This is a genomic window from Fibrobacter sp. UBA4297 (genome assembly GCF_002394865.1).
GTDB lineage: Bacteria > Fibrobacterota > Fibrobacteria > Fibrobacterales > Fibrobacteraceae > Fibrobacter.
Genome location: NZ_DGUZ01000010.1, coordinates 132,832 through 146,567, shown reverse-complemented (window position 1 = coordinate 146,567; position 13,736 = coordinate 132,832). Strand labels below are relative to the sequence as shown.

9 protein-coding genes are annotated in these 13,736 nt (G+C 44.1%); 3 read left to right on the top strand and 6 right to left on the bottom strand.

Going from position 1 to position 13,736, the window contains the following annotated elements:
• The 6 genes from B3A20_RS05540 to B3A20_RS05515 all read right to left on the bottom strand — a co-directional run bounded on the left by B3A20_RS05540 (nucleotide 1) and on the right by B3A20_RS05515 (nucleotide 9,717).
• The gene (locus tag B3A20_RS05540) at nucleotides 1-2,037 is read right to left on the bottom strand and encodes a site-specific DNA-methyltransferase (RefSeq protein ID WP_290762684.1); all 2,037 of its coding nucleotides are present in this window, start codon (nucleotides 2,035-2,037) and stop codon (nucleotides 1-3) included.
• Between the two features lie 179 nt (nucleotides 2,038-2,216).
• On the bottom strand, nucleotides 2,217-2,642 hold the full coding sequence (locus B3A20_RS05535; RefSeq protein WP_290726527.1) for a hypothetical protein: 426 nt from the start codon (nucleotides 2,640-2,642) through the stop codon (nucleotides 2,217-2,219).
• A 198-nt stretch (nucleotides 2,643-2,840) separates the two neighbouring features.
• Nucleotides 2,841-3,914, bottom strand: coding sequence for a protein NO VEIN domain-containing protein (locus tag B3A20_RS05530; RefSeq protein ID WP_290762682.1), 1,074 nt, complete (start codon nucleotides 3,912-3,914; stop codon nucleotides 2,841-2,843).
• 96 nt (nucleotides 3,915-4,010) lie between these two features.
• On the bottom strand, nucleotides 4,011-5,780 hold the full coding sequence (locus B3A20_RS05525; RefSeq protein WP_290762681.1) for a hypothetical protein: 1,770 nt from the start codon (nucleotides 5,778-5,780) through the stop codon (nucleotides 4,011-4,013).
• Nucleotides 5,777-6,418, bottom strand: a complete 642-nt coding sequence (locus tag B3A20_RS05520; protein WP_290762680.1) for a DUF4391 domain-containing protein — start codon at nucleotides 6,416-6,418, stop codon at nucleotides 5,777-5,779. The genes B3A20_RS05525 and B3A20_RS05520 overlap by 4 nt, the downstream gene beginning before the upstream one ends.
• Nucleotides 6,415-9,717, bottom strand: coding sequence for a helicase-related protein (locus B3A20_RS05515; RefSeq protein ID WP_290762679.1), 3,303 nt, complete (start codon nucleotides 9,715-9,717; stop codon nucleotides 6,415-6,417). The genes B3A20_RS05520 and B3A20_RS05515 overlap by 4 nt, the downstream gene beginning before the upstream one ends.
• A 142-nt stretch (nucleotides 9,718-9,859) precedes the next feature.
• On the opposite strand from B3A20_RS05515, the gene B3A20_RS05510 reads away from it, so the two are divergent.
• From B3A20_RS05510 to B3A20_RS05500, 3 genes are read left to right on the top strand one after another with little or no spacing between them, the layout of a single operon-like run.
• Nucleotides 9,860-11,269 (top strand): Na+/H+ antiporter NhaC family protein, encoded by a 1,410-nt coding sequence (locus B3A20_RS05510; RefSeq protein ID WP_290762678.1) that lies wholly within the window; start codon nucleotides 9,860-9,862, stop codon nucleotides 11,267-11,269.
• A gap of 51 nt (nucleotides 11,270-11,320) precedes the next feature.
• Entirely contained in the window at nucleotides 11,321-12,535 is a 1,215-nt protein-coding gene (locus tag B3A20_RS05505) for an SGNH/GDSL hydrolase family protein (protein WP_290762677.1), read from the top strand.
• Between the two features lie 44 nt (nucleotides 12,536-12,579).
• Nucleotides 12,580-13,686, top strand: coding sequence for a hypothetical protein (locus tag B3A20_RS05500; protein ID WP_290762675.1), 1,107 nt, complete (start codon nucleotides 12,580-12,582; stop codon nucleotides 13,684-13,686).
• Nucleotides 13,687-13,736: the final 50 nt, after the last annotated feature.

Here is a 13,736-nt window from a genome sequence, read left to right as displayed (position 1 = left end):
TTAAATAACCTTGACTGTAGTGTTGGGGCTGATTGTTTTGAAGATTTCGGTGACGTTGATTTTGGCGGAGTCGCTTTTGAAGCTGGAGTCGCGGAAGACGGCGCGGAGGGGCTTGGCTGCTGCGATTTGGCGGATGGTGGCTTCGGGGATGTCGCTTGAGAAGCAGGCGACTAGGTCGCCGTCATTGACGTTATAGACTTGGAGGTTTTCGATGGTTTCGGTTTTGATGGGGAGCGAGAGCGGCACGCCCCAATCGACGAGGCAACCGAAGAGGAGATCCATGTCGGTGCGGCCGTCCTTGATGTTGCTGATTTGCTCAACAAGGTCTTGCTGGGAGATTTCGCCGGCGGAGTAATAGACGTCCTTCATGTTGGAGTCGTCGATTTTCAGGACGCGGAAGCCGATATCCAACGGTTTTGCGGTTGCGGACTTGTTACTTGCACTATTGAACAGGTCTGTTTTGTCGGTGGCAGATTTTTCTTTGGCTTGTTGCTCTGCGAGGATTTTATCGCCTGCGCGGCGGATGCGTTCCTTGCCTAATTCACATATTGTATGTCCTCTTTTATTTTCATCTAAGAAACTAATACAATTCTCCACAATCTCTTTTGAATTTCCTTGGTATTCTTTTTTCGCAATATCTAGATCTTCGGGAAGTTGAACAAGTATAAATTTGCGATTTCCATAATCTTCGGCATTCATTTGCATTATCGCATGTGCTGTTGTTGCTGACCCTGAGAAAAAATCTAGAACAATGCAATTTTCATTTGGCTGGGTCACAAGGCTACAAATTTTTTTTATAAAATCTAAAGATTTCTTTCCATTGGGAAAAGGCACGTCGCCTTCTCTAGCAACATTATTCCAATTGCAATCAGTCCATAGCGTTCCAACTTTTTCTTTTTTAAAAACGCGTTCTCCTTCTTTAATACAAACATTATTAAACCAATTTATCAGTCGTTTTTGTGGACCAACAAAATAAATGGTTGTCAAAGCCCCTTTATTGCGACCCGATACAGGGTAATAATCTATAGAGTACAGGGTATCTTGTGTATCAGTCGCTTCTTGAACACGAGTTCTTATAGATGTCTGCGCATTTTCTGTTGTACAAATTCTATCTAAATATTTCTTGTAAACATCTTCTTCGGAAAGATTTAACTCTGCGGCTAATTTAGAAACGCTCTTTGTTTCGTAGCCAGAATGCTTATATATAAGAATATCTGCACCTGATCCATCTTTAATCGTTTTATAATATGTTCGTTCTCCTAATTTAGTGTATACGGTCGTGTATTTAAAGCTTTTTCCTGAATCATTATACTCTTTAATGTATTGTGGTAACGGAATTTTTCCGTATACTGGATTAAATGCTTTAAAATTCGATTTACCATAGCATAATACGAATTCAACATTTTTTTTGAGACGCTTGTCTTCACCGCCACCAGAGGCTCCAGAGCTATCTTTTGTTTTCGCAACAATTAAATTAATAAACGAATCTGCACCAAATACCTCATCACATATTTTCTTTAAATTTTCTTGTTCGTTATCGTCGATGCTGATAAATATCACGCCATCGTCGGTGAGCAGGTTGCGGGCGAGCAGCAGGCGGCTGTAAATCATGGAACACCAGTCGGAATGGAAACGGCCGTTGCTGTCGGAATTCTGCACCATGCGATTTCCTTCGTCGTCCACGGCGCCGCTTTCTTCGGCGTACTTGGCGCTGTCCATGCGGAAGTCGTCCTTGTAGATAAAGTCGTTGCCGGTGTTGTAGGGCGGGTCGATGTATATCATCTTGACCTTGCCTAGGTAGCCTTCTTGCAGGAGTTTCAGGGCTTCGAGGTTGTCGCCTTCGATGTAAAGGTTCTCGGTGGTGTCGAAGTTCTTGGATTCTTCCACGCAGGGGCGCAGCGTCTTGCGGATGGGTTTCGCAGCTTCTACCATGGCGTCGCGCTTGCCGACCCAGGTAAATTCGTAGGACTCGTCACCTTCCGCGACGCTCTCGCCGAGCATCTGCTTGAGCGCATCGAAATTCACCGCCTTCTTCAACTTGCCATCCTTGGCCTTGCTTTCGGTCACGCAATTCGGGAACAGCGCGGCAATCTTCTCGACATTCATCTGCGCCATATCGGGAGTTTCAAACTTCATCTTTTCCATGGGATACCTTTGTCCGAAATATATAATTATATCGGTTGTTGATGGTCTAATTCTTTATGATTTCCCTTCAATTATTCAACATTAAGTTTCAAATCACCATCGGCAAAGCCTTCTTCGGCGAAATCAATCAATTTGGGCTGGGAAGCAACAAAACGAATTAAAGCCAAAACAGCTGCGGATATTTTCTTCCCTTGTTTCCAGCGGTTCACGGTATGGGGCGCCAGATCAAGGGCGCGTTCCAGGCGGGCATCAGAATAGCCAGCCTTGTTGATTTTTTCAATCAACGAAGGCATGCTTTCGTTTGCTTTTTCCTTTATTCTCTGTTCAACAATTTTATGTGAATCAGAACTCAGACGAATATCTGAATTGCAGTCGTTGCAGTGGCAAAATCGGACTTTTTGCAAAGCAGACTTTGCCATCGGGACCAAAACTTCCTTCAATTTTTCTTTAATTTCGATATTCCTGGAATCACAGATAGGGCATTCCGACACGTCCATACAAGACCTCGACATATTACACACTGTGTGTAATATAGGTTGTTTTTGAAGGAAAAACAAGAGATTTGAATGAAAGAAAACTTCTTTCCGATTGAAATGAAAAAATGGCGATTTTAGCGAAATTTCGCCATTTTCCGGCAAAAATCGCGCCGCATGTTGAAATATCTATAATTTTAGCCGGATTTTATGTTGAAAAAACTATAATTTTTCCTTCTTTTGGCATTCGAAACAGAAGGGCTCGCGAAAATATAGTTTCATGAAGTCCTTTCTATCTAAATAGTCATACTCTTTATTTTTTGACAGAGCGTTTTTCACAATAAAAATCCGCCAGTTATCGTCAGACAACATGGTATTGTATTCGTTTTTACTAAGAAACAGGTGGAACTCATCTCTACTAGTTCCTTTTACCTCTACATGCAATTCTTCCAATTTACGATTTATAATTCTTTGGATGGTTATATCCCATCCTAAATTTTCTTTTTGAACATCAATAATTTTGTAACCCAACGATTTGAAATAAGATTCCGCGCACAATATTGCGCTTTCCTCAATACTCTTTTTTGTTTCTGTCCGAGGAGGAATAAATCTTGCCGCCTTATTAGATAACGCATCCGAATCAGCATCGTTATTATCTACTTTAAAGGCTGTAACTTTTTTTGCAAAATCAATTAAATATTGTCTGTTATCTTCACTTATTACAGTTTTATTTCCTTTGGCATAAGCTATACTGCGTTGGACAATCCTTTCATACCTTTTGTCAATTTTAAATTGTTTTCTATATTCCTCAGGAATAAAATGCGCGTTCAGCTCTTCTGTTTCAACGCAATAATGATAATGATTGTTATCCCCATCTAAGGGAAATGAGGGATTATCTGCATATTCCTTTCGAATTAAATACTGACTGTCTTCCTCATCAAGTTCCTCATTCCAACAGAATGAGGCTCGCTCATACCACCCGACAGCAACCAATTCTCCATTGCCAGAAATCCTGGAAACAAAAATTATTAGCCAATCATCCTTTTCTGCCGGCTTGGGCGGAACAAATTGTTCACCTATCGGTGGTATATAAGCATATACGACCCCTTTATATGGACGAAAGTTATATGCTTCATGGCCCAACGCTAGCGCATAATACCCATTCTCATTTTTCTTTAGAGTTTTTTTCTTTTTTGCTTGTTTGATTAAATATTTATGGTTCCCAAAAACTGGGCCACCTTGATATTCTGAAGACCATGCAATTTTAGCGATTACAATTTTTTTGTAAGACATCATTTCTTCCTAAAATATTCGTGGTAAATTTTAACATTTGTTTAAACTACATCAGGATATTCAAATGTCGCCTTATCTATGGAGTGTACTTGGGAATTATCACAAAGCATTTATAAGCTTTAGTCTTATTGAAGGTTTTAATACATTCGCTCCTTTTATGTGTGCGGACATATCTTTTTTACAAAAATTTAAAAGTTCTATTTGCCGTTCATTCTTTTGTATTTCCGCATATCTTGTTAAATTTTTTAAATTAATTACCATTTTTTTAATAAGATAGTACGCTTGTGTTTTTTCATTATTAGCAACATTTGATTTCTTCATACATTTCAATAATAATTCTGTAAAATCAGAATAGTACGAAATCCAAACATTATCATCAATTCCGTCTTTTATAGCACAGTTCATTAAAATATCAAAGAAGCATATCGCAATCCATACTTTTGAATCAGAAAAACAAATAGATTCAGTATCATCATTATCTGGTTTTCCCCGTAACAAGTATGAGTTGCTATTTAACATTTCGTTTCGCAAATGAACAATTGTTGGTTCAGCGATAGAACGCCATATTGAATTTTTTACTGCTACATTTATATCATCCAAAAAAGAATTTAAAATCTTATAACTATCTCCAAAGCAACAACCGCTATCAAATGCAATTTTTTCAGCCGCATTCACTTCTTTAAAAAAAAGCGAATTATTCTTTTCAAATAAAAATCTCAAAACTCTTCGAACAAATTCCTCTTTTTCCCGATTCGCCATTATGGAAATTATTTGGCAAAAAAAAGTTGGCTGAATATTTATCGTTTTCTCAACAAATAGTTCATTTTCAATAAATTCTTCAAACGCTTTATATGCAAATGAGTATTTTTCTTGCACTTTCCGAATTTTTTCGTCACATTCCTGATCAACATAAATATTTGACAAGTCAAAATCTTTAAGACTCAAAAACGACATTTCCTTTTCTTTAAGCCATTTCTTTTTCTTTGATAGCATTGTGTTAATTTTCCACATTTTTTTTATTATATATCCCAATCTTAACCTTAGATATTGACAACATACCGCTGTTCTTATACTGATTGCCTTCTTTTTTACAAAAGAAGCTATGTTTTTTAAACTATCTAAAATAAAATGGCCTATTTTTGAAACGATCCTTTTTGCTTTACATCCAGAATACTCTCTTTTTTTCTGCGTTATATAATTGGATTTGTTTTGCTTTTTTCTTTCAAAGAAACAAATCTTTTTCTTCAATAATTTTCCTTTCTTTTTTAGTTCATAGAAATTTGACTCAAATGTTTTGATTTCTGACTGGCATGTATATTTTTCCAACCTTAATTCTCTTAATTCCTTGATATTCCTAGAACGAGTTTTTTTCTTTCTTTCCGTTTCAATTTTTTGTTTTTCCTTCAAATAATTCAAAACATCATCATAAATTCCTTTTTTAATCAATAAAAGTAAATCCCATGTTTTCTCAGCCTGAATAAAACAATGAAATTCTTCAATAATTTTATCATGATATTTTTTTGCATATTTCCCATAAGCGATATCTATACACACAAAGCATAAAATAGCGATAAAAACAATATACGCATATGTCGATGGCGTCGGATAACAATCTATCGGCATAATAGAAATTGCATGTCGCAAACTGGGATAATGATTATATAAATATTGAATATCGAAAAGAGTATCGTTCCACCAAATAAATCTGTCAGACCATACTAAAACATGTAACAGAATAAAAAATAGTAAGACTATCAATCTTTCTAATAATGAAAATTTATACAAAATATATTTTCTATTTGTTTCAGAAAATAATGTAATAATCATCAATACGATTGTTATGACGACAAAAAAATCTGACTTACTCATAGTTCCTTTTCCAAGCTCTTAATCTCAGCCCTTATCTCCACCTGGCGATTAAACTGCTTTTCGTTGGCGAGTTTTTTCTCCAGTTTTTCGATTTGGGCTTGGATTTTGGCATTTTGTTTACTTTGTATAATATAGTCTTTTAATGATGTTTTGGATTGCTTCGCTTCGCTCGCAATGACGTAATCTGGGGCGGCACTGCGGACGATGGATTCGTAAATTTCGTCCATGTTGCTGCCAAACAAATTAAATACGGGCTCGTCGGCAGGTCTCCACGATGTTTCGAAGGATTCCAAAAACACTTCGTCCTTCTCTTTTTCCTTGAAGTTCACGAAGAGTTTTGCCTTGTCGTCATAAGTCAAGACAAATACATTGTGGTGGTGTAAATTCTGGTCAATAAATTCAAACAACTTTCGCGGGCAATCGAACGATTTCATTTTGACTTCAAAGACATCGATTTCGTTTACCAGCAAACCCTTTTCGGCGGCCATGGTCTGCGCAGTCAGCTTGTTTTGCCACACAATCTGTTCTACATACTTGACAAACAGGTTCTTGGTCGCCGTATTTACGGCGCACTTGCTGTAGAACTTTTCCTTGGGCACCACCTTGCCCACGAATGTCGAAGAGGGCAGGTTTATCATTTTACCACCAGGAATGTCACGAGTTCAAAATCGTCCAAGCCGCGGATTTCGCCGGTGAGTGCGGTGGTCTCGCCTTCTCCAAAGAGGCTGTCGATATCGGATTCTTCCTTGACTTCGATAATCGAGGCGATTGCCTGCTGCAAAAGGTCGCTGTACTTGCCCATCTTGCGACCGTCCGCAGTTTCCTTGTTGAAGGCCTTGCAAAGTGCAATGTCGGGCGAGGCAAGCCCGCGGCAGGCGTGGCGCATCAGGTCAAGAATCTTTTTCGGCGAAAGATGGTTGCAAACGACGCTGCCGTCTTGTTTCAAGTAAACCATGTAGAAGGGGTGCAAGCGATTCTTGCTGCGGATATTCACGGCGTTGTTGCGGTTGCGCAAAATGTAAATCACGCCGGGCGGCAATTCGCCTGTTTCGTCGGCATGCACGAGCGCATAAATTCCCGTGGGTGCATTTTCAACTTCTTGATGGGTTTCACGATATTGCAGCAAGTCCATGCGAAAATCGTTCAAGCCCAAATCCACGATATTCACGCCGCCCTTCATGTCTTCAAGGTCAACTACGTCTTCTTTCAACTTGCGCAGTTGTTCTTTGCGGTATTCCAAGTCGCCCTTCTCTTCGGCGCTGATGGGGTTGTCGTCGCCGGTCGCGGTCATCACCGAAATTTTCATGCGGGCGACCACACGAGATTTCAAGTTGATGTATTCATCGAGGCTCACGTTGGGCCAAAAGTTCACCAGCTGGATTTTTGCATTCTTGCTGCCGATACGGTCTATACGGCCAAAGCGCTGGATAATGCGCACCGGGTTCCAGTGGATATCGTAATTGATTAGGTAATCGCAATCCTGCAAGTTCTGGCCTTCGCTAATGCAGTCCGTCGCAATCAGCAAGTCGATATCGCCTGGAACAACGTTCCTGAGCAAATGGCGTTCCTTGGACTGCGGCGAAAAATACGTCAGAACCATATCGTAATCGGCTCGCAAATTCGGGAGGTTCGTACGGCCATCCATATCGCCCGTCACCAAAGCCGTATATATTCCATACTCTTTGTTCAATCTCGCAGAGAGCTGTTCATAAAGGTATTTCGCAGTATCGGCAAATGCAGTAAACAAAATTATCTTCTTATTCCCAGAATTGATTGGGGCTTCTATCTTGTTGCAAATTCGGTCATAAAGCGTCTGAAGTTTTGCATCATGTTCAGGAGAAAGCTGTTCAATCGTTTTTTGCAATTGAGCAAGTACATTTAATTCTTGACGGAGTTCATTCAGCCAACCAATGTAATCCATATCGGCCAAATTGAAGTGTACATCCTTGCCGACGGTAAATTCGTCATCTTCCAGGGCCGCGCAATCGATATCGTAAATAGCATCTGCATCCGCAGTCGCATTGCCAGCATCAATACTCTTCTTGTACCTCTCAATCTTGTCAACTGTTTTTTGAACCAGTTCACAATAACGGTTCAATGTCAGCTTGAACGAATAGACGGAACTTTCCAAACGCTTGAGCATATTGATGCTCATGAGTTTTCGAATACCTAGTTCACGACCATAAAGTAAATCCTTTTCTTCAGAACTATCAATGTAGTTTTCAAGGCGGCTACGATGCACAAATCTCGCCGGACTATAAACGCTCATCTGCAACTGGCTCAATAGCAAGTAAATGCTATCGAACGAAATCCCCACCAAATCCGTCAACTCGGGAGACTCCGAGATCGGTGGCAAACGCTCTGGAAACTTACCCACTTCATTGATGTCGTAAAATTTTTCGATATGCTTGCGGGAACGCGCAATCGTCACCGAATCAAGCAGCTCGAAAAAATCAAAATTCAAAGTATCCAGAAGAGCCTGCGTTGTTCGCTGAGAAGCAGGGAGTTTTGCCCACGCATTGTAAGCACTCTGCGCCTGTTTGAAAATAGAATCAATGCCGTTATTCAAATTCAGCAGAGAATCCATCTTTTCCGAATCGTCTTCGTAAGCCAAACGCAACTGATTCTTCAAATCGTTAAAGCGATTATTCACCGGCGTTGCCGAAAGCATCAGCACTTTCGTTTTCACGCCTTTGCGAATGACCTGATTCAACAAGCGCTGGTAACGATTTTCCTTGCGATCGACATCGTCGTCAAAATCATGAACCGAAAAATCCTCGCCCGTCGCTGTGCCGCCATTACGGAAATTATGGGATTCATCAATCACCACAAGGTCGTAATTGCTCCAAATAATGCGGCTCAAGTCAAGGCCATTCGTGCTCCCCGAATCGCGCGAGAGATCCGAATGATACAGCACGTCGTAACGGAAGCGGTCCGTAACAAGCGGGTTGTTTGTCTGGTTGTTCTTGAAGGTCATCCAGTTGTTGTTCAACTTCTTGGGGCAAAGCACCAGCACATTCTTGTTGCGATTCTCGTAATACTTGACCACCGCAAGTGCAGTGAAAGTCTTGCCGAGACCCACGCTATCAGCGAGAATGCAACCGTTGTATTTTTCCAATTTGTTGATGATAGCAAGCGCCGCATCTTTCTGGAAGTTGTAAAGCTTTTGCCAAATAGCGCTTTCCTTAAAACCCGTCGCCGAATTCGGCAAAACATCTTCGCTAATGTCGTTCAAGAATTCATGGAAAATATTGTAGAGCGTTACAAAGTAAATGAAGTCGGGAGAATTTTCTTTATAGACCGTAGCGATGCTATCCATGACCGCCTGGGTCACTTCTTCAAACTGCGATTCGTCAAACCAACATTCGTTAAACTTGTTGATATAGTCATTTGAAAGAGGCGCCGAAACCCTCATGCTAAAATTGGAAATGTTGTTGCCTTTTTCTACACCAAGGCCCACCGCCGAAAACTCGTTGAACGGCGTATAAAGTGCGTCATCGTCGGGTTGCTTTACATGCATGAATGTTTGAAAATTCAAGTCGGTAACATTCGTCCGGAACTTTACCTTCTGACGGATCCATTCCGCGCACTCCACCGCAATCGCCTTCTGGTTTAGCTGGTTACGCAACTTCAATTCAAATTCGCTACCGAACAGCGAACGCTCGCGGGCAGACTGTTCCTCGTTGAGTGCTTGTTCTCGTGCGTTACGGGAGATGTCAAATTCTCTACTTTCTTTTGAAACCTGTTTCTTGACAAATGTCCTTGAAGTAAAAATGAACCGTAAAGAATCAATTTTCCAAAGTTCATCTTTCAATGTCTCAAAAGCGTATAGGGAAAAGCTTGCTGCAGCAATAGACAAGCGGGAACCAGGAACGACCGTTTTACGAAGGTCATCCACGACCTTCTCGGACATATTATTAAAAAAGCACTGTTCCATATAAAAATTAACCACCGCTTGGCACGGTACATAAAAGAATATAGCCTATTATAGGGATAAGTGCAAACTTGATTTTATGGAAAAGTGCAATTTTTAAATCTAAATTTACCTCTCCATGTTTCTTGAGCTTTGTACACTTCTTTTGTTCGTAGCAGTCTTGGTGGCGGCGTTTGCCTTCAAGGTGAAGCTGGTGTTTGCCATGCTGGCGGGGCTTGCGCTTTTTGTAGGTTATGCGCTGGTGCGGGGGCATGGGGCGCGGCGTGTGCTTGCCATGTGTGGGCGAGGCATTGTCACGGCGAAGGGGATTCTTATTTTGTTTGTGCTGCTCGGGCTGTTGACGGCCTTGTGGCGGGCGGGTGGTGTAATCCCGCTGTTGGTGGTGCATTCGGTGAAGTTTATTCACGGGAGCGGTTTCTTGCTTGCGGTATTCCTGCTGAATTGCGCCATGTCGCTCTTGACGGGGACTGCGCTTGGTACGGCGGCAACGGTGGGGGTGGTTTGCGCGACGGCGGGGAATGCGCTCGGTGTGTCGCCTTGTTGGGTGGGCGGCGCCATTTTGGCGGGGGCCTATTTCGGGAACAGGATTTCGCCGATTTCTTCGATGGCGCTTTTGACGACGAACATCACGAATACGGATATTTACGCGAATGTGCGGCGGATGCTGAAAACCACTTGGCTCCCGCTGCTTTTGAGTTGCGCGATTTATCTGGTTGTTGGTCTCGGCGGTTTCGCGAATGATTTAAGCGGGGTGGCGGGCGGCTTGACTTACGCAAGCGGCGTTAATGCTGCGGGGAGTTTAAGCGTGGCAAGCGATGTTGCGGGCAATTTTTCGGCGGAACCGGTGCGAGCGCTTTTCGCAAAGGAATTCAGTCTTTCGCCGTGGTGCATTTTCCCTGCGGTTTTGATGGTTATTTTATCCGTACTCCGGGTGCGGTCTTCGCGGGTGTTGCTCCTGAGCGCTCTCGCGGCGTTGCCGTTCGCCCTCGTTGTTGAAAACCGTTCCCTTGCCGATGTATTGCGAGCAGTTGTTTTTGGATTCCACGCCCACACTCCGGAACTTGCGCCGATGATCAATGGCGGCGGACTTCTTTCGATGCTGAATGTATTCTGGATCGTGGTTATTGCGGGTTGCTATGCGGGGATTTTCAAGGAGACCGGAATGCTTGCGCCCCTAAAATCAGCGGTTGAAAAAATCGCGACCAAGACAAACTCTTTTTGTGCGACGCTCGTGGCTTCTTGCGTTACGGCCTGCGTTGTTTGCAACCAGACGCTCACCATCATTCTGACTCACCAACTCACGGAAAATCTTGACACGAATTCTGCTTCGGGCGCTAAAAAATTTTGCGACACAGTTAAACCTGGCGATAAGCCAAACGCAATCGTCAAGGATAAATCCCACGCACTTGATCTTTATGATACGGCGGTGACGGTGATTGCGCTTGTGCCGTGGTCGGTTGCGACGGCGATGGTGCTTGCAGCGGCCAATGCCCCTGCCAGTTCCGTGCTGTGCGCATGCTTCTTGTATCTGCTGCCGATTTGCCGACTGGTATAGCGGATTTACATTTTTCTATTTTTGTCTGTTGCAATCATTCGCGGAGTCAATATGCCAGAGAAATTTTCGAAATGGGTTGCCTGCTGGGGAAACGCCACCTCTATCACAGACCGCAAAGAAGCGACTTACGCCAAAGACTTGACGCTGCGTTACCCGATTCGCGCGTGCTTTTCGGGGAACAAGTTGCGGTTCCATTTTTCGAACCTCACCGGCACGGAACCCGTGACAATTTCCGAAGCATATGTCGCACATTCCCCGGCGAGCTCCGCGCAGTCCTCGCAGCATTCCGCCAAATCCCGCGAGCAGTTCGCCAATGCATCAAGCAACATTGAGTACGCGCCTACAGCAATTACTTTCGGTGGAAAAACTTCTGCCGCAATCCCCGCAGGTGAAGAAATCTTGAGTGACGAAATACCATTCGACGTGACCGCAGGCGAAACATTCGATGTAAGCCTGTACTTCGCGGACTTCACGCAGATGAACGCAGGCACGGCCATCACGGGCCCGCTTTCGGGCGGCAAGTACAGCTACGGCAATTTCGCAAAGTCCGCAACACTTCCTGACGACTTAACGCGCAAAACGAACTGGATTTATTTCCTCAACACCATCGACATTTTCACCGAAGAAAAGAACTTCGCGCTGGTGTGTTTCGGCGATTCCATTACAGCGCAGGACTGGCCCGATTATCTCACGCTGCGTTGTGCACGCGAAGGCTTCAACAACGTTTCGATTATCCGTCGCGCAGTAAGCGGCACGCGCATTCTCCGCGAATACAGTTGCATCACCTACGCCGCCTACGGCCTCAAAGGCGCCACGCGTTTCCCCATCGAAATGAACGTGGCAGGCGCACGCGCTGTCATCGTGCAGCACGGCATCAACGACATCATTCACCCTGTCGGCGTAGAAGTCAACAAGTTCCGCCCCTGGAGCGACATGCCTACGGCCGACGACCTCATCAACGGCGTGCGTTCGCTTTACATTACGCATGCGCGCAAGCTCGGGCTCAAGATTTACAGCGGCACGCTCCTCCCGATTTACGGCTGGCGCACCTACAACGAAAACCGCGACATCATCCGCACGGCGTTCAACGAATGGCTCCGCACCGCCCCCGATTTTGACGGCTGCGTCGATTTTGACAAGGCAGTCCGCGGTCACGACAACCCGAAACAGTTCAGCAACGGGTTCGATTCGGGCGACCATTTGCACCCGAGCGCTAAAGCCTACGAAGCAATGGCAGAATGCGTCCCCGAAGAATTGTTGAAATAAATTTGACACCTAACACGTTAATTATTTATTTTAAAACCATGAGCTTGAAAGAATCCATTAAGCAACTTCAAAAACGGGAGCACATCACGCAAGACGAACTTTTGCGCCGTCTTGGCTGTTCCCGCAGCAGCCTCATGGAAAGCAATCGCGACGAAGCAAAAGTCGCATTCCAGCTTGCCTTCGGTAGTGATTCCGAATGCACCTCCGACAACGCTCTCGACAACCACTCCGAACTCCCAGCATTCCTTAAAAGCAAAAAAGAATTCAATAACATTTTGATGTGGGTTCGCAAATTCCCAATACGCACATTGCAAAAGATGTGCCACATACCTGAGAACGTAAAAGACGTAGAACTTGTTCGCGCCGTGTTCAAGTTCATGCAAATCGGGAGCATCGCCGGATTCGAAAACTTCTACAGCACCACACTGCAATCCGCAAACCCGCAAACATACGCCGCTTGGATTCGCCTCGGAGAACGCGAGGTCAAGCGACTGGCAACAGATTTCACGCCAGACCGCAACGCCATCATTGCCAACCTAAAATTTTTACGCAAGAACGTTTATCTTCACAGACAAAACTTGCGCACGACAGTTCGCGAAGTTCTCCGCAACAACGGCATTGAATACATTGAAGTAGAACCGTTCCTCACGGCACCCACACCCATTTGCGCTTTCTACTGGAGAGGTTCTCGCCCCGTCATCCAATTCCCGACAACCAAGATGGACGATTCCAAATTTCTGGAAGCTTTGTTCCATGCCGTCGGGCACATGCTATTACACCCAAAGCACACCACATGCCTGCAACTTGGCGCATTCTCGCCAGCACTCGCGACGCCGTTCACGACAGCGTCACAAACAAACTCGCAACCCGCACTCTCGCATTCCGCAAAAACAGCCAAAACACTTGAATTGCTCGCAGCTCGCCCCGAAGAAATTTTTGAACTCGAGGCCTCTCATTTTGCACAAGACCTTCTCCTCTCCGAAGCCGAAGAATGCGAACTCATCTGCTGTGGACGCTTTAACGAACGCCGTTGCATCGAGCATTTTTCTGGCGTATTCCACGTACGCCCAAGCATCCTTGTTGAGCGGTTGCAGCAGCAAGGCAAACTCCGCCGCCGCACAACCCTAAACGATTTCAAAATCGCGGTATAAAAACGCGCGCATCTCGTATAAAAAGGAGAAGCCCGCTCGTCCCCGTCAAG

What these genes read in the sequence shown, in the direction of transcription:
- B3A20_RS05535 (WP_290726527.1), bottom strand. Translation starts at nt 2,642, where the DNA reads ATGGACGTGTCGGAATGCCCTATCTGTGATTCCAGGAATATCGAAATT.
- B3A20_RS05530 (WP_290762682.1), bottom strand. Translation starts at nt 3,914, where the DNA reads ATGATGTCTTACAAAAAAATTGTAATCGCTAAAATTGCATGGTCTTCA.
- B3A20_RS05525 (WP_290762681.1), bottom strand. Translation starts at nt 5,780, where the DNA reads ATGAGTAAGTCAGATTTTTTTGTCGTCATAACAATCGTATTGATGATT.
- B3A20_RS05520 (WP_290762680.1), bottom strand. Translation starts at nt 6,418, where the DNA reads ATGATAAACCTGCCCTCTTCGACATTCGTGGGCAAGGTGGTGCCCAAG.
- B3A20_RS05515 (WP_290762679.1), bottom strand. Translation starts at nt 9,717, where the DNA reads ATGGAACAGTGCTTTTTTAATAATATGTCCGAGAAGGTCGTGGATGAC.
- B3A20_RS05505 (WP_290762677.1), top strand. Translation starts at nt 11,321, where the DNA reads ATGCCAGAGAAATTTTCGAAATGGGTTGCCTGCTGGGGAAACGCCACC.